The organism is Peribacillus suis, assembly GCF_059384845.1.
This window is the reverse complement of sequence record NZ_CM182019.1, coordinates 2,735,695-2,750,971: the sequence shown is the minus strand read 5'-3', so window position 1 is coordinate 2,750,971 and position 15,277 is coordinate 2,735,695. Positions and strand designations below refer to the sequence as shown.

Sequence of the window (15,277 nt, the reverse complement as noted above, 5' to 3'; positions counted from 1 at the left end):
GCATCCTCTTTTTAGTGTTTAAAAATCCGAACCTCGTCAACAATGGTAACGAGGTGTTTCTATATGAAAAAGAAACGAATGAGGATACTTGCAGTTGTCTTGGCTATGTTCATGCTGATGCTCATTGGCCGAATAGCTTATATCCAACTAGTGTCTACAGAATCCTTTTCCAAGCATGATGTGAATTTAATAGAAGCAAGTGTAAACCAACGCTCGCAAATTTTAAAGATTGACGACGGACGGGGGAAGTTTTACGACCGAAATGGCATTCCACTTGCCCATGAAGAAATCCCGACACTTGTTTTGTTTCCGTTTTTAAATAAGATGAACTGGCCTATAGATCAAGTCGCCTCCATAATCGGCAGGACGGAATGGGAACTGAGACAGTCGATCGCAGAAGCGAAAGATCCCTTTGTTTTTGGTGGGGATGACCCGATCGAGCTAACCTTGGATCAGTCCAAGGCAATCAATGAATTGAAAATCCCTGGCGTATTTGCGGTGAACGAAAAGCTATATCATGATCAAATACCCGCCGCACAATTGATTGGTACAACGAATATATCGGATGCCGAAAAGAAAAAGCGCTACCCGGATATGCAGCTTTCTGCAGATACGAAAATTGGCAATACGGGTTTACAAAGGACATTTGATGAGTTCTTACTTTCCGATGGAGAATCAAAGCTCGTATTTCATGTCGATGCCAGTGGGGGTCCGATGTTTGGCGTGGACGTAAAATACGTGGAACCTGCCAACCCTCTTTACCCTGTCAAAGTGATCACGACCATCGATAAGAGCATTCAAGAAGAAGCAGAGAAGCTCGTGGATGAGCGCGGGATTAAAAAAGGTGGACTTGTGCTGATTGATATTGAAAAAAGCGAAATCGTGGCCATGGTGTCCCGCCCCGCCCTTAATAAAAAGGACCCCAATGGCGAAGGTGCCATCAATACGATGCTCACTCAAAAAACGCCCGGATCCGTTTTTAAAACGGTAACGGCAGCAGCTGTCATTGATTACGAGGCTGCGAGCCCGACTAGAACGTTTGATTGTGATAAAACGATTGAAGGGGAAGCCGATAAACAGAGAGAGCTTGGCAGGCTGAATTTTGAGAATAGCTTTGCCCAGAGCTGTAACAGGACATTTGCCGAATTATCGAAGGAAATCGCTGTAAAGGATCCGGACTTTTTGGATAAATATGCTGAAATGTTGGGGTTGGTTGGCCAATCCGGATGGCAGGGGGATGTTTACCATACGGCCGTCACCCAGTTGTACCATGAACAAAAAGGAAAGGTATGGCATGATGAACAATTGAAAAAAGATCCGAAAATGATTGCCAAGACATCCATTGGTCAACAGGATGTCCAAACCACACCACTTGCCATTGCCAATATGATGGCGACCATTGCAAGAGGAGGGAAGAAAGAACAGGTCAAAGCAGTTTCGAAGGTAGAATTCGACAACGGCACGACAGTAGTCGACTTTCCTACACAAACAATAGCGGGAGATACAGTGAAGCCTTATACGGCGATGAAATTGCAACATCTTTTACGAAAGGTGGTCACGGAAGTGAAAGGGACCGGTGCTTCTCTAAAGAACCTTCCTGTTGAGGTCGCAGGGAAATCGGGGACTGCACAGACTAACATTGAAAAAGGGGAGCTCAATAAATGGTTTGCTGGGTATTTTCCGTATGAAAATCCCAAATATGCACTGGTTACGGTGAATTTTGAAACAAATGAAAGTAGTTCCAGCATGACGCCTCTATTTTCAGATATTGTAAATGTTCTATATAGCAAGGACCAGAATATACGCGAGAATTGACGAAAAGTGTAGGAAACCTTCCCCTTCTATCTCCAGCTGAATCATGATAGAATGAGGCTGAAAGTAAAGGTAGGGAGGAATGGACCTTGAGTTCTAGATTCAATCAGAGAGATCAAAAACGAAAATTAAATAAAATTTATAATATCGCGATTACCATCGTATCCATTCTCATTGTCATTGTGGCAGCCACGATTTTCCTTAGTGATGACGATTCCACAGAAAAAGCGACAACCGAGCCGAAACAAACCACTGAAAAACAACAGAAGAAAGCTGAGAAAACAGAGAAAAAAGAAGATGCACCAGGAGTCGAGGAAGAAGAAGCAGATGAAGAAGATTCAGAAGCGACAGATACGACTGAGGAAGATAAGGACAAGGATGCTGAGCTTGTAGAAGTGGAGGCAAGCGGAGATGGCAATGTCGAGAAGGCTTATACGAGTGAGGGTTGGAAACCGGTTGGTACAGAGCAATCGGGTGAACATACGACAAGCTTCGAAAAGGGTTCGGTTGACTGGAATGAAATGAGTAAGGCGATTGCCCTTGGAGCTGGTGTGGACGAAGGCAGCATGAAGTTATGGTGGTTACAAAACGGTGGATCTCCGAGTACGGCCATCGGCACTGTTTCAGATGGAAACGAATCACAAACGTATCGTGTACATATCGAGTGGGTGGACGGTTCTGGATGGAGACCAGTCAAAGTCGAAGAATTGAAAGTGAATGATAAAAAGTAAGCATGAAAATCCCGAAAAGCGATGGCTTTCCGGGATTTTTTTCATTTTTTCGCTTTAAAATGGACGACGGCGCTATAGAAGCGGCGTCCTTCTTCACTAACATACATTTGGTGTGATACGGAGTGCACCTGTAGCAAGATCGCTTTGTTGATCTCGATTTGGGATTGGACCTTTTCTTCTAGGCTCTTGATGCTTTCCGCTTCGAAAAATTCAATTTTATCTTCGAATAAATTTAAATCAAGTTGAAAATCCATACTATACTCCTCCAAGGTTTTGATAGTGTTAGTGTACCATCAAATCTGGTGAAACTGCCTAAAAAATGCGAACCGTTTTTATTAACTCTCATATTCTGTTCATAGGTATAAATTATTCCTCATAAAAAGGTGATTAATATGGGCAGAGAGTTTTTGGAACTATTCGATGAATGGTCTAAATCGTATGATGAATCCGTCGAGGGACAGGATATTGAATATCAAGAGGTTTTTAAGTATTATGACAAAATATTGGATAGTGTCGTAAGCCGGTCCCGTGGTCATGTATTGGAGTTTGGGGTGGGAACGGGGAACTTGACGGAACGGATGATAAAAGCCGGTCTCGCGGTATCTGGGATTGAACCATCCCCGGCCATGAGAAAAATAGCAATCAGAAAATTACAGGATAAAACGGATATCGTGGATGGTGATTTCATCGACTTTCCGATGCCGAAACAGGTCGATTCAATCGTTAGTACGTATGCTTTTCACCATTTAACGGATGAAGAAAAAGAAAAAGCCATTGCCAACTATGGAAAGTTACTGAATGCTGGTGGTAGAATAGTGTTTGCGGATACTATGTATCAATCAAAAGAAGCGCATGATCAGGCGATTCGGGATGCAGAGGATGCAGGCTTTCATAATTTGGCGAAGGATTTGCAAACGGAATATTACACGACGATTCCTTTTTTGGAAAAAGTGCTTGTAAAACATGGGTTCACTGTGAATTTTGAGCGTTGCAATTCATTTGTTTGGATTATGGAGGCGGAAAAAATATAGGAAGAGGTTTTTACTAATGAAGGTAGCCATAATCGGAGCAATGGAAGAAGAAGTTACGATTTTACGCGATAAATTGGAAGGGCTGGAACAGGTGACGATTGCCGGTTCGGAATTCAATACAGGGTCATTGAATGGAATCGATGTCATTTTGCTTAAATCAGGAATCGGAAAAGTGAATGCGGCCATGTCGACCGCAATCCTTTTGGAAAAGTTCAAACCGGATGCGGTCATTAATACGGGATCTGCAGGTGGATATCACCCTGATTTGAATGTCGGCGATGTCGTCATTTCAACTGAAGTGCGCCATCATGATGTGGATGTAACGATTTTTGGCTATGAATATGGTCAAGTGCCGCAACTGCCTGCTGCTTTCATCCCGGATGAAAAGCTATTCACAATAGCAGAAGAAGCGGCTAAAGAAATTAAAGATATCCAAGTGGCAAAAGGATTGATCGTGACGGGAGATTCGTTCATGAATGATCCGGTCCGTGTCGAATTCGTCAGAGGTAAATTCTCTAATTTATATGCGGTCGAAATGGAAGCGGCAGCAATCGCTCAGGTTGCACATCAATTCCAGACACCGTTTGTTATTATTCGCTCGCTTTCGGATATCGCTGGCAAGGAGTCCAATGTTTCCTTTGATCAATTCCTGGAAACGGCGGCGCTTCATTCAGCAGAACTGATTCTGAAAATGGTTGAAAAAATGAAATAAGCCACAAAACAGCTAGTGATCAGCGGAAGCCATTCCGCTGATTATTCTTTATCTCCACCTTTAAACCAACTAAGCTTCTAAGAAAACTTAGAGAGGATGTCCACTATGAAGGTCATTCACAACATACATGATTTGATTGGCAAGACGCCAATGATGGAAATCACTTCTTTCACGATTCCGGATGATGTCCGGATTTATGCTAAATTGGAATTCCTCAATCCTGGGGGAAGCGTGAAGGATCGTCTTGGCCAAGAACTTTTGAAGCAAGCGTTTGCCACGGGAGCATTAAAAAGAGGTGGGACCATTATCGAACCGACCGCTGGAAATACAGGGATAGGTTTAGCCTTAGCAGCGATTAACCAGGGTGTCGATGTGATTTTTTGTGTACCGGAGCAATTCAGTAGCGAGAAGCAGGAGCTGATGCGTGCTCTTGGGGCAAAAGTTGTGCAAACCCCCACTGAAGACGGTATGAAAGGAGCCATTGCCAAATCAAAGGAACTTCTTGCCGAAATTCCTGGTGCATACTGTCCTCAACAGTTTGCCAATCCCTCGAATCCGGAGACATATTATAAAACACTTGGTCCGGAAATTTGGGAGCAGCTCAATGGCAAGGTCGATGTATTTGTTGCCGGTGCGGGAACTGGGGGAACCTTCATGGGGACATCCCGATATTTAAAAGAACAAAACCCTGCAGTCAAAACAGTCATCGTCGAACCGGAGGGATCCATCTTAAACGGCGGGAAAACGGGACCCCATAAAACGGAAGGAATCGGCATGGAGTTTTTACCCGCTTACATGGATGAGGCGTATTTTAATCAGATTCATACGATAACCGATCAAGAGGCCTTTGCCAAGGTGAAAGAATTAGCCTTGAAAGAAGGACTGCTCGTCGGGAGTTCCTCTGGTGCTGCGTTTGCCGCGGCCTTGATGGAAGCGGAAAAGGCCCGGGCAGGTACAAATATCGTCGTCGTTTTTCCGGATTCCAGCGAGCGTTATTTAAGCAAAAATATTTATCGGGGAGGCCTATGAAGTGAGGAAGAAGACACAATTGATTCATGGAGGCATTTTTGGCGATCAAAAAACAGGGGCCGTATCGGTGCCAATCTATCAGGTAAGCACATACAAACAGGATGGGCCTGGAAAGCACAGGGGCTATGAGTACTCCCGTACCGGCAATCCGACCCGCCATGCTCTCGAGGAATTGATCAAGGAGCTTGAAGGGGGGAAACGGGGATTTGCCTTCGGTTCCGGAATGGCGGCAATGACGGCTGTGATGATGCTCTTTAATCAAGGGGATCATGTCTTACTGACTGATGACGTTTATGGAGGCTCTTTTCGGGTGATGACAAAAATCTTGAACCGTTTTGGGCTGGAGGCCACCTTTATCGACACGAGTGATATAGACTCTATAGAAAAAGGGATTAAGCAGAATACAAAAGCGCTGTTCATTGAATCCCCGACCAATCCTTTATTGAAAATCACCGATCTTGAAGAAATAGCTAAAATAGCGAAGGCACACAGCCTGCTAACCATTGTGGATAATACGTTCAGTACTCCATATTGGCAAAATCCGCTTACGCTCGGGGCAGATATCGTTCTCCATAGTGCAACGAAGTATCTTGGGGGCCACAGTGACGTTGTGGCTGGTCTTGCCGTCGTGAATGACGAAAAACTAGGGGAAGACCTTCACTTTGTCCAGAACTCCACAGGAGGCGTGCTGGGGCCTCAAGATTCCTGGTTGTTGATGCGCGGAATGAAAACACTCGGCATTCGAATGGAAGAACACGAAAGGAACACCTCGGCAATTGTCCGTTTCCTAACCGGGCATGAATCAATTTCAAAGGTGTATTATCCAGGTCTCGTCAATCATCCCAACCATGAAATAGCCAAAAAGCAATCCCGGGGTTTTGGTGGCATGGTCTCATTCGATGTCGGCAGTGGTGAGAAGGCAGAACGGGTGCTTCAAAAAGTGAAATACTTCACCCTTGCTGAAAGCCTTGGGGCTGTGGAGAGCCTTATATCGGTTCCGGCCTTGATGACTCATGCCTCGATTCCAGCCGAACGACGCGCAAACTTAGGCATCACGGATGGATTAATCCGAATATCCGTAGGGCTGGAAGATGTGGAAGACCTCATGGAAGATCTAGAACAGGCGTTAGAAGGATAGAACCACTTACACAGTTTCCTCCCATTATTTACACCCAACCATTTGGAATTAATATGGTAGAATGAGATATAGATTGTTTACTAGAAGAAAGAAGGGGTGAATGGGATGAAAAACCGTAAAAATCAAACGGCAGCTGCTCTACGTTCCAAAATGGCGGATTTTAAACAATTTGCGATCACCTTATTATGTGTAGGAGCGTTCTTTTATTTAGGAACGATACTGCCTACAACCGGAAAAACGGACCTTTCCACCAATGTCTATATGGGAGCGACTGTACTCTTCCTCGGTTTGTCCATCCTCTTTTTCCTTATATCCAAAAAATATAAAAAAATCTTGGACGAAAGCGATGACCAAGATTTTTTACAACAATAGCAATCAAGCCTGATTCTCCTAGTGTAACTGGGGAATCAGGCTTTTTTTATTACCTTATGTTCTGGAACAGAAAAAATTTCTAAAAATTACAAAAAGTCTATTTACAAAACGTTATTTATTGGATATACTTACCAAATAATATTCCAAAGGAGGTCGAAGAAGATGAGAACATATTTACTTGAAATCAACATTAAGCTGATTAGCTGGATCTTGCCAACAAACAATCATATACTATTCGACCTGTGCCATGCGGAATATTCTTAAAGCAAATGGGCTTTATTAATCATTCAGACATAATGGCCGCAGGGAGAATCCTTTTACCCTGCGGCCTTTTTATATTTTTTAAAATCCCGCAGGAGGAAGGAACTTTCTGCGGCCTTTTTATGCCTTTTTGGTAAGCCGCCCCCTTAAAGGAGGTGATATTATGACACTGAATATGCTGTTTTTTACAATCACGATCAAAATGAGGAAAATGACTGCTGAGGAATGTTTGCAAGAAGATCGAATCAGGAAATTACGTGAGCAGCACCTAGATAAAGCAATGAGGCATCGTCCTTTTTTCTAATCTAAGGGGCACGTAGGAAATATTAAAATGAAAGGTGGAGATCAATATGATTAAATGGGCTATTATAAAAGGGGAAAAGTGTTGCTACTGGCAGGAGAAGGATACCGGCTAACAAAGGTAAGGCAATCTTCACAGTATCGCCATGGATTGTATGAAAAGTGTTCATAATAGCAGCGGTCGGCAATCACATTAACGTGGTAAATTGAAGATAGGTTCAATTATAAGGAGTGATTCAGAATGTTCTCAATCGTAATGGTACTGGTTGTTACGACTGTCATTGGAACAGTAATCGCTGTAAATGTTTCTGTCGATGCCGATAAACCGCTGCACAGCATCATGGACTATGTAAAATAGAAAAAACTCGGCACTTGGCCGAGTTTTTTCTATTTTAACAGCATGGCCCCGGTCCTCCGCAGCCCCCGAATCCGAATCCACCAGGAATGAACCAGAATCCGAATAACAGCAGTAAGATGACGAGGACGACGATCAAGGCGATTCCAAGACCGAATCCACCTCCGCCATAACAAGGTGCTGGGCATGGAGCACCGTAATTATATACGTATGGTCCATAGCCGTATCCCATACAAATCCCTCCCTTCCGCTTAAATTCCCTATCATTATATGTAAGTTTGTCTATGTTTGATTGGGATTTTAAAAGGAGAATTCTTGAATGGTTTCCCTCCCACATTTTCTATTAATCGCTTAGGTGCTTTTGTGGGCATCTTGTAGACAGGTTCATCAATCCTTGAATCCTAAAATCATGGATATTCCAGAGAATATCCATGCAGGTAGACACTCTCTAGCAACGTAATGAACCAAGCGGAGGATTTCTTTTTGTGGTACAGACAAGAACAAGCCCACAACCGCATAGGTATGGATAAGGAAACACCCAATGAGGCGGGAGGATGAAACCAATGCCTGGAATACTTACTGCAGTCGGTTATCTCATCAAGGAATTTTACTTATTAGTTTCCTATGTGAAAAATAATGCTTTTCCCCAGCCATTATCTTCACAAGATGAGAAGAAGTATCTGAAGCTTATGAGTGAAGGGGATGGGGAAGCCCGTAATATTCTCATCGAGCATAATCTTAGGCTAGTGGCCCATATCGTCAAGAAATTCGAGAATACCGGTGAAGATACTGAAGATCTGATATCAATCGGGACCATTGGATTGATAAAGGCTATTGAAAGCTATTCCGACGGTAAAGGCACGAAGCTTGCCACTTACGCAGCACGTTGTATTGAAAATGAAATCCTGATGCATTTACGTGCAACAAAAAAAACGAAAAAGGATATTTCCCTGCATGATCCAATCGGTCAAGATAAAGAAGGAAATGAAATCAGTTTAATTGATGTATTGAAATCAGAATCAGAGGATGTCATTGACACGATTCAGCTTAATATGGAAATAGAAAAAGTGAAGAAGTATATTGGTGTTTTGGATGAGCGTGAAAAGGAAGTCATCGTTGGAAGGTTTGGACTAGATTTAAAGAAAGAGAAGACGCAAAGAGAGATTGCTAAAGAACTGGGCATATCTCGTAGCTATGTATCAAGAATTGAAAAGCGTGCCTTGATGAAGATGTTCCATGAATTTTATCGTGCGGAGAAAGAGAAGGAAAAGAAGGCCAAAGATAATGGGATGTAAAACGAAGAGAGTGCGGATTCTTGCTTCCGCACTCTCTTCGTTTTTTTATTTATTGCGAATCAGGTCTGCAAAGGCATGGTAGATTTCAATGCCCTGGAACAGAAATAGACGTGATGCAGTTAACGAAAAGATTCCAATCATGATTAGGCGGAACCACATATCCATCACTCCTCGATATTTTTTGTAAAATCAGTGAGTGAGAGAAGCTATGTAATTCGCCTGATAAAAGACAGGATTGAAAAAACGTCGGCGGAAGGCAGAGAGGAAATAAAGGAACAGGAATATCCATGATTCTTTCACTAGCAAAACGATGAGGATTAGGCTGACTTTCAAGAAAGGTATCAGTGCAAACTTCTTCTCGATTTTCTTCAAAAGGTGTACGTCATGGCCCTCTTCAAGGGTCAATGGAGTATGCTGCTGGTAGGAATGGGGCAGTGTCCACAGGAGAAGGGCAATGACTGAAAAGTGGATAATGAACTTCAAAAAGGACCACCAACTTTTCGATTAATACGTACATCAATCATATCATGCTTATAAAATGGAAAGCGGGAAAACAATTAGACAAAAATCTACTTAATCTTCCTTATGAATAGGAAAAAATGGATGGACCCTCTATAATGGTGTTGTTGATAATAAGGAGGAATTATGTATGGGATATTCTTTAACGTGGGATTTGGATGTCTTTTTTAAAGGGGGAAGCTCTTCAGCGGAATTTCTGCTCCTAATGGATGAAATCAAACAAGAAGTGACGGAATTGGATCAAGCTGTGTGTCTGTTGAATTCAGAGGGTAGTGAAAAGACTTTGATCAAGGCTCTCGATCTTTACAAAGTCACCAAAATGAAAATGGAACAAGCAGGGGCTTTTATCGGTTGCCTTGAGGCCCAAAATGTTCAGGATAAAAAAGCAGGTCAGTTAAGGGTCAAACTGATGAAGGTGGAAGCATCCTTGAAAGTCGCTTTAAGTAAACTGGATGAAAAACTGGTCCAGTTTAATGATGATTGGTTCGAGAATGTCCTCAAGAAAGAACCGTTGAATGAACTGGCCTATGTATTGAATGAGCGTCGAGACCGTGCTAAAGAGAAACTTTCGGTCCAGGAAGAGTCGCTGATCACCCAGTTGTCCATGGACGGATTTGAAGGATGGAGCCAAATGTATGATACGCTCGTAAGTTCGATGACGGTTCCGTTTAAAGGGGAAGAGCTTTCTATCGGTCAGGCGGCAAATAAATTTTCCAGTCCGGACCAAAGTGTCCGAAACGAATTATTTACAGCTTGGGAACGTGCATGGGAAGAAAAGGGTGAACTGTTTGGAAGGACCTTGAATCATTTGGCGGGCTTTCGGATTAGCGTGAATGAAAAAAGGGGCTGGAACGATATTTTGAAGGAACCCCTGGAAATCTGCAGGATGAAGAAAGAGACGCTTGAAAGCATGTGGCAGGTCATAGCTGACAATAATGAACCACTTGTGCGGTTTTTACATAGAAAGGCTGAAATGCTTGAAGTGGGAAAACTGAGTTGGGCAGACTTGGATGCACCTATTGCTGTTACAGCCACATCGAAAGTAATGGAGTATCAAGAAGGGGCAGACTTCATTATCGGACAATTCTCGAAATTCGGAAGTCAATTGGCGGATTTCACCCAAAAGGCATTCAAAGACAGCTGGATTGAAGCGGAGGATAGACCAGGCAAGAGACCAGGCGGTTTTTGTACAGGCTTCCCACTGAATCATCAATCCCGGATATTTATGACCTATTCGGGAACGCCTTCGAATGTATCGACATTGGCCCATGAGTTGGGACATGCCTTCCATTCCCATGTGATGGGGAATATCCATCCATTAAATCGCTCATATGCCATGAACGTGGCTGAAACAGCTTCTACATTCGCTGAGATGGTCGTAGCGGATGCAGCTTTGAAAGAAGCATCCAGTGAGGAAGAGAAGCTGATTCTTCTAGAAGATAAAATTCAGCGCTCCGTGGCGTTATTAATGAATATCCATGCCCGTTTTCTATTTGAATCTAGGTTTTATGAGGAAAGAAAACAAGGATATGTAAGTGCTGAGCGTTTAAATGAGCTGATGGTCGATGCTCAGAAAGAGGCATATGGGGATGCGTTAGATGAGTATCACCCGACATTCTGGGCCTCGAAGCTTCACTTTTATATCACCGATGTTCCATTTTATAATTTCCCGTACACATTCGGTTACCTATTTTCGTTAGGTATCTATGCGAAAGCTCTGAATGAACCTGCTGGATTCGAAGAGAAGTATATCGCCCTGCTTCAGGATACAGGTTCGATGAATGTGGAATCCTTGGCTAAGAAGCATTTGGGTGTCGATATAACCACACGAGGTTTTTGGCAAGAAGCGGTTTCTACCTGTATGCAGGATGTTGAGGAATTTATGCGTTTGACGGATCCACTTGTTCGAAAGGCATGAAGCGGAAAATTGCAAAAAAAAGGGTGCCCGAATAGGGCGCCCGCTTCCTTCAGCAATTAAACTTTTCTCAATTTAAATGGACTGATCATAAGTAAAGATAATAGAATCATAAGAAATAAGAAAAAGACCGGGTGTAAATAAGGAATCGCCAGGTAGCTAAGTGTGGCCACGCAGCCAACGACGGTAATCGGTACGCCGGTAAAATATCCATTATTCTCACTTATATTGAAGCGTGCAAGGCGGTATGCTCCGCAACCAATATAAAAAACAGTTAAAAATGTTCCTGGGGCACCGAATTCTATTAATATTCCTTGGTATAATAGTAGAGCGGGTGCGACTCCAAAAGAAATAATATCACACATGGAATCAAGCTCTTTACCTAATTCCGATTCAATGTTAAACTTCCTCGCAACCATACCATCAAATCGATCTGCTAGGGCAGCCAGGAAAATTAAAAGCAAGCTAAGATTTAATTGGTCGTGTATCACGGCTATTATGGCAAATCCACCGAGGGATAAGTTCATTAGAGTTATAATATTGGCTGTTTGGGTTTTCAATTTTTTTATGGTTTGATCTAGGGCATGTAATAAAAACATCTTTTCCCTCCCTTCAAAAAAAGCAAAATAAAGTAAAGAATAGTAAACATAAGTATTTATTATATAATAATATTGGAATGAACGCAATTTATGCAAGTGCTTTTTGAATTTTTTAACAAGTTGGAGTGGTATAGTTGTATCAAACATTTTATCGTATTCTTATAGAACTCACGAATGGAAGAGTATCTTCAGGCCTATTAAAACAGTTCAGCCAATCACGATGGAGTAGGCCCTTGATTCCTCTATATGTGAAAAAATTCAACCTTGATCAACAAGAGTTCAACAATGACATGAATGCCTATACGAATTTGCATGATTTATTTACAAGGCAGCTAAAACAGGGGACGAGACCGGTTACGACCGACAGCTCTGCGGTGGCGTGTCCGGTCGATGGCGTTCTCGAGGACGCGGGAGAAATTCGTACTGATAAAAAAATCGTCGTTAAGGGAAAGGTATATTCTATGGAAGAAATGGTGGGGGATGCTCTGTTTCTAGAAAAATACCTAGGCGGTAAATATCTCGTGTTATACTTAAGCCCGAGCCATTATCATAGGATTCATGCGCCCATTTCCGGTTCTGTAATCAAAAGGTGGACACTTGGGAAAAAGTCATACCCTGTCAATAAATGGGGGATGAAGTATGGTAAGGAGCCCTTGGCCAAAAATTATCGTACGATTACAGAATTACAAAGCGAGGAAGGGTGCATAACCATGGTCAAGGTCGGCGCCATGTTTATCAATTCCATCGTCATAACGGATGATTCAAGGCAATTGAAAAAAGGACAGGAATTCTCTTATTTCAGTTTCGGTTCAACCGTCGTTCTGCTCTTTGAAAAGGATCGCTTTAGACTCGCCGAAAGCTTATCCGTTCCTGCTGATGTCAGGGTCGGTGAAACGATTGGACATTTGGCGGCCAAGCAAGAAGGGGTATGAAAATAAAAAGGCTAACAGGATTTGTCAGCCTATGTATCCCATATTAAAATAATGAGCGAATTCTATGTGTTAAGGACCTTCGATGGATTTCTGTTTCAATTAGACGGATGAAATCAGAGCTCAGCTTTAAATTCCTTGCTTTAAAATAGGATTCAAGCAACAAATCATCGGATAGTTTTTGCATTAGAACGCCATTTACGGCTGCCACCTCCAGTTGGAATGCGAGGAATACTTTGCATTTTTAGACATATATTATTAAGTCATCTTTGGTGTACCCCTACTGTATCAGAAATAAACTTGGAGAACAATCGTTCTGTTATCCACAACCGAAAGTGGATAACCTGTGGTTAAGTTGTTTACAAAGTAAGTGAGATGTTACATATCAGTATGGAAAATGTTAGTAAAGTTATCCACAGGTTGGTTGTAGGCAATATTTGTCGAAAACTATTGGTAATTTTTAGGGTGACTCATGGATTCAAGTTATCGATTTCTTTAGCTTGTTTGAAAAATGCCTTTTCATATTAGAAAACATACATTATGATGTTTCTTTACGATTAGCCCTTCTTTCACGAATTTTTTGAAAGTAAGCCGAAAATTCGATATGATAGAGACGGTAAATTTCAAAGAAAATACAGAGGTGTCAGTATGCTTAAATTATTTTTGCCGAGTGAACATGTTCAAAGCATTTTTGATATAGATCCTGAAAAGTTGAAAGAAAAGGGAATAAAAGGAGTGATCACTGATTTAGATAATACATTGGTGGAGTGGGATAGGCCCACCGCTACCCCTGAATTGATTATCTGGATCGATAAATTACGGGCCCACGGGATTTTAGTGACGATTGTATCGAATAATAATGAGAAACGCGTTCGTTCTTTTTCCGACCCCCTTCAGATTCCCTTTATTCATCAGGCGAGAAAACCGATGGCAAGAGCCTTCCATAAAGCACGGAAGGCAATGGGCTTGAAGTTGGAAGAGACGGTAGTAATCGGAGATCAGCTGATGACGGATGTATTGGGAGGAAATAGGGGAGGATTCCATACGATCCTCGTCGTACCGGTCGCACAAACGGATGAATTCAGAACGAAAATCAACCGCTATTTCGAAAGAAAGATCATGGCGTTCTTTAAACGAAAAGGAATGATAGAATGGGAGGAACACAATTGAACAACCAACAAGAATTAGTATGCATCGGGTGCGGTGTGACAGTCCAGTCAGAACATCCCAAGGAATTGGGCTATGCCCCTCAATCCGCACTGGAAAAAGAAAGCATCATTTGTCAGCGTTGCTTTAAATTAAAACATTATAATGAGGTTCAAGATGTTTCTTTAACGGACGATGACTTTTTGAAAATCTTGAATAAAGTGGGAGAAACCGATTCTTTGATTGTTAAAATCGTCGATATCTTCGATTTCAATGGAAGTTGGTTGCCTGGATTGCACCGATTTGTCGGACATAATGACGTACTATTGATTGGAAACAAGGTAGACTTGCTTCCAAAATCGGTAAAGCCGAATAAACTGATTAATTGGATGAAGAAATCTTCGAAGGAATTGGGATTGAATCCAGTCGATGTCCTGCTTGTCAGTGCAGAAAAGGGAAAACATATCCTTGAAGCGGCTGATGCGATAGAAAAATATCGGAATGGTAAGGACGTATATGTCGTCGGTTGTACGAACGTCGGGAAATCAACTTTCATCAATCGCCTCATTAAAGAAGTGAGCGGTGAAGGGGATATCATCACGACTTCGCATTTCCCTGGAACGACTTTGGATATGATTGAGATCCCGTTGGATGACGGACAAGCTTTGATTGATACACCAGGAATCATTAACCACCATCAAATGGCCCACTATGTTGATACACGTGATTTCAAGGTTATCATGCCGAAGAAGGAAATCAAACCGAGGGTTTATCAGTTGAATGAAGCTCAAACGTTGTTCTTTGGTGGATTGGCTCGTTTGGATTATGTATCAGGAGGCAGACGCTCTCTGACATGTTATCTTTCCAATGAATTGAACATTCACCGTACGAAATTGGAGAAAGCGGATGAATTATATAAGAATCATGCTGGAGAAATGCTGACGCCTCCACGTCCGGCTCAATTGGAAGAATTCCCGAAATTGATTCCGCATGAGTTTACTTTAAAAGAAGGTAAAATGGATATTGTGTTTTCAGGTCTTGGCTGGGTTACAGTCAATGAACCAGGAGCAAAGGTCGTTGCGCATGTACCGAAGGGCGTTAACGTAATCGTCCGTAAATCATTAATCTAATCC

18 protein-coding genes are annotated in these 15,277 nt (G+C 42.3%); 13 read left to right on the top strand and 5 right to left on the bottom strand.

Features of this window, described 5'->3' with window-relative positions; translation table 11 throughout:
* The first annotated feature begins 63 nt into the window (after window positions 1-63).
* Window positions 64-1,815: a peptidoglycan D,D-transpeptidase FtsI family protein gene (locus tag AC503W_RS13450; protein WP_494914447.1), complete on the top strand. Its 1,752-nt coding sequence runs from the start codon at window positions 64-66 to the stop codon at window positions 1,813-1,815.
* A gap of 86 nt (window positions 1,816-1,901) precedes the next feature.
* Window positions 1,902-2,543 (top strand): YrrS family protein, encoded by a 642-nt coding sequence (locus AC503W_RS13445; RefSeq protein ID WP_494914445.1) that lies wholly within the window; start codon window positions 1,902-1,904, stop codon window positions 2,541-2,543.
* 41 nt (window positions 2,544-2,584) lie between these two features.
* Here the strand turns inward: AC503W_RS13445 and AC503W_RS13440 are convergent, their stop codons facing one another.
* A complete protein-coding gene (locus AC503W_RS13440; protein WP_402869677.1) occupies window positions 2,585-2,797 on the bottom strand; it encodes a DUF2536 family protein in 213 nt (70 codons plus the stop codon).
* 138 nt (window positions 2,798-2,935) lie between these two features.
* Here AC503W_RS13440 and AC503W_RS13435 point away from each other — a divergent pair, with 138 nt between their 5' ends.
* The 6 genes from AC503W_RS13435 (at window position 2,936) to AC503W_RS13410 (ending at window position 7,390) form a co-directional block, all read left to right on the top strand.
* Window positions 2,936-3,574: a class I SAM-dependent DNA methyltransferase gene (locus AC503W_RS13435; protein ID WP_494914443.1), complete on the top strand. Its 639-nt coding sequence runs from the start codon at window positions 2,936-2,938 to the stop codon at window positions 3,572-3,574.
* A 16-nt stretch (window positions 3,575-3,590) separates the two neighbouring features.
* On the top strand, window positions 3,591-4,286 hold the full coding sequence (gene mtnN / locus AC503W_RS13430; protein ID WP_402869673.1) for a 5'-methylthioadenosine/S-adenosylhomocysteine nucleosidase: 696 nt from the start codon (window positions 3,591-3,593) through the stop codon (window positions 4,284-4,286).
* Window positions 4,287-4,391: 105 nt separating this feature from the next.
* Window positions 4,392-5,315, top strand: a complete 924-nt coding sequence (locus tag AC503W_RS13425; RefSeq protein WP_427686576.1) for a PLP-dependent cysteine synthase family protein — start codon at window positions 4,392-4,394, stop codon at window positions 5,313-5,315.
* Between the two features lies 1 nt (window position 5,316).
* Window positions 5,317-6,453 carry a bifunctional cystathionine gamma-lyase/homocysteine desulfhydrase gene (locus AC503W_RS13420; protein WP_494914438.1) on the top strand — a complete coding sequence of 379 codons (1,137 nt, stop codon included), beginning with the start codon at window positions 5,317-5,319 and terminating at the stop codon, window positions 6,451-6,453.
* A 105-nt stretch (window positions 6,454-6,558) separates the two neighbouring features.
* Window positions 6,559-6,825 (top strand): YrhC family protein, encoded by a 267-nt coding sequence (locus tag AC503W_RS13415; RefSeq protein WP_402958354.1) that lies wholly within the window; start codon window positions 6,559-6,561, stop codon window positions 6,823-6,825.
* Window positions 6,826-7,249: 424 nt separating this feature from the next.
* A complete protein-coding gene (locus tag AC503W_RS13410) occupies window positions 7,250-7,390 on the top strand; it encodes a YrzI family small protein (RefSeq protein WP_402958356.1) in 141 nt (46 codons plus the stop codon).
* A gap of 388 nt (window positions 7,391-7,778) precedes the next feature.
* On the opposite strand, the gene AC503W_RS13405 is transcribed toward AC503W_RS13410, so the two are convergent.
* The gene (locus AC503W_RS13405) at window positions 7,779-7,973 is read right to left on the bottom strand and encodes a YjcZ family sporulation protein (protein ID WP_494914433.1); all 195 of its coding nucleotides are present in this window, start codon (window positions 7,971-7,973) and stop codon (window positions 7,779-7,781) included.
* A 331-nt stretch (window positions 7,974-8,304) separates the two neighbouring features.
* On the opposite strand from AC503W_RS13405, the gene sigK reads away from it, so the two are divergent.
* On the top strand, window positions 8,305-9,036 hold the full coding sequence (gene sigK / locus AC503W_RS13400) for an RNA polymerase sporulation sigma factor SigK (protein ID WP_402869661.1): 732 nt from the start codon (window positions 8,305-8,307) through the stop codon (window positions 9,034-9,036).
* A gap of 189 nt (window positions 9,037-9,225) precedes the next feature.
* Here the strand turns inward: sigK and AC503W_RS13395 are convergent, their stop codons facing one another.
* Window positions 9,226-9,519, bottom strand: coding sequence for a hypothetical protein (locus AC503W_RS13395; RefSeq protein WP_402986333.1), 294 nt, complete (start codon window positions 9,517-9,519; stop codon window positions 9,226-9,228).
* A gap of 166 nt (window positions 9,520-9,685) precedes the next feature.
* On the opposite strand from AC503W_RS13395, the gene AC503W_RS13390 reads away from it, so the two are divergent.
* A complete protein-coding gene (locus AC503W_RS13390) occupies window positions 9,686-11,473 on the top strand; it encodes a M3 family oligoendopeptidase (RefSeq protein WP_494914430.1) in 1,788 nt (595 codons plus the stop codon).
* A 56-nt stretch (window positions 11,474-11,529) separates the two neighbouring features.
* On the opposite strand, the gene pssA is transcribed toward AC503W_RS13390, so the two are convergent.
* A complete protein-coding gene (gene pssA / locus AC503W_RS13385) occupies window positions 11,530-12,069 on the bottom strand; it encodes a CDP-diacylglycerol--serine O-phosphatidyltransferase (protein ID WP_402958363.1) in 540 nt (179 codons plus the stop codon).
* Window positions 12,070-12,203: 134 nt separating this feature from the next.
* Here pssA and AC503W_RS13380 point away from each other — a divergent pair, with 134 nt between their 5' ends.
* On the top strand, window positions 12,204-13,001 hold the full coding sequence (locus tag AC503W_RS13380) for a phosphatidylserine decarboxylase (protein WP_402958365.1): 798 nt from the start codon (window positions 12,204-12,206) through the stop codon (window positions 12,999-13,001).
* A gap of 43 nt (window positions 13,002-13,044) precedes the next feature.
* On the opposite strand, the gene AC503W_RS13375 is transcribed toward AC503W_RS13380, so the two are convergent.
* Window positions 13,045-13,185 (bottom strand): sporulation histidine kinase inhibitor Sda, encoded by a 141-nt coding sequence (locus AC503W_RS13375; RefSeq protein ID WP_402869651.1) that lies wholly within the window; start codon window positions 13,183-13,185, stop codon window positions 13,045-13,047.
* Window positions 13,186-13,646: 461 nt separating this feature from the next.
* Between AC503W_RS13375 and AC503W_RS13370 the strand changes: the two genes are divergently transcribed.
* Both AC503W_RS13370 and yqeH read left to right on the top strand, forming a co-directional pair.
* On the top strand, window positions 13,647-14,168 hold the full coding sequence (locus AC503W_RS13370) for a YqeG family HAD IIIA-type phosphatase (RefSeq protein ID WP_402869649.1): 522 nt from the start codon (window positions 13,647-13,649) through the stop codon (window positions 14,166-14,168).
* The gene (gene yqeH, locus AC503W_RS13365; protein WP_402958367.1) at window positions 14,165-15,274 is read left to right on the top strand and encodes a ribosome biogenesis GTPase YqeH; all 1,110 of its coding nucleotides are present in this window, start codon (window positions 14,165-14,167) and stop codon (window positions 15,272-15,274) included. Before AC503W_RS13370 ends, yqeH begins: the two co-directional genes overlap by 4 nt.
* Window positions 15,275-15,277: the final 3 nt, after the last annotated feature.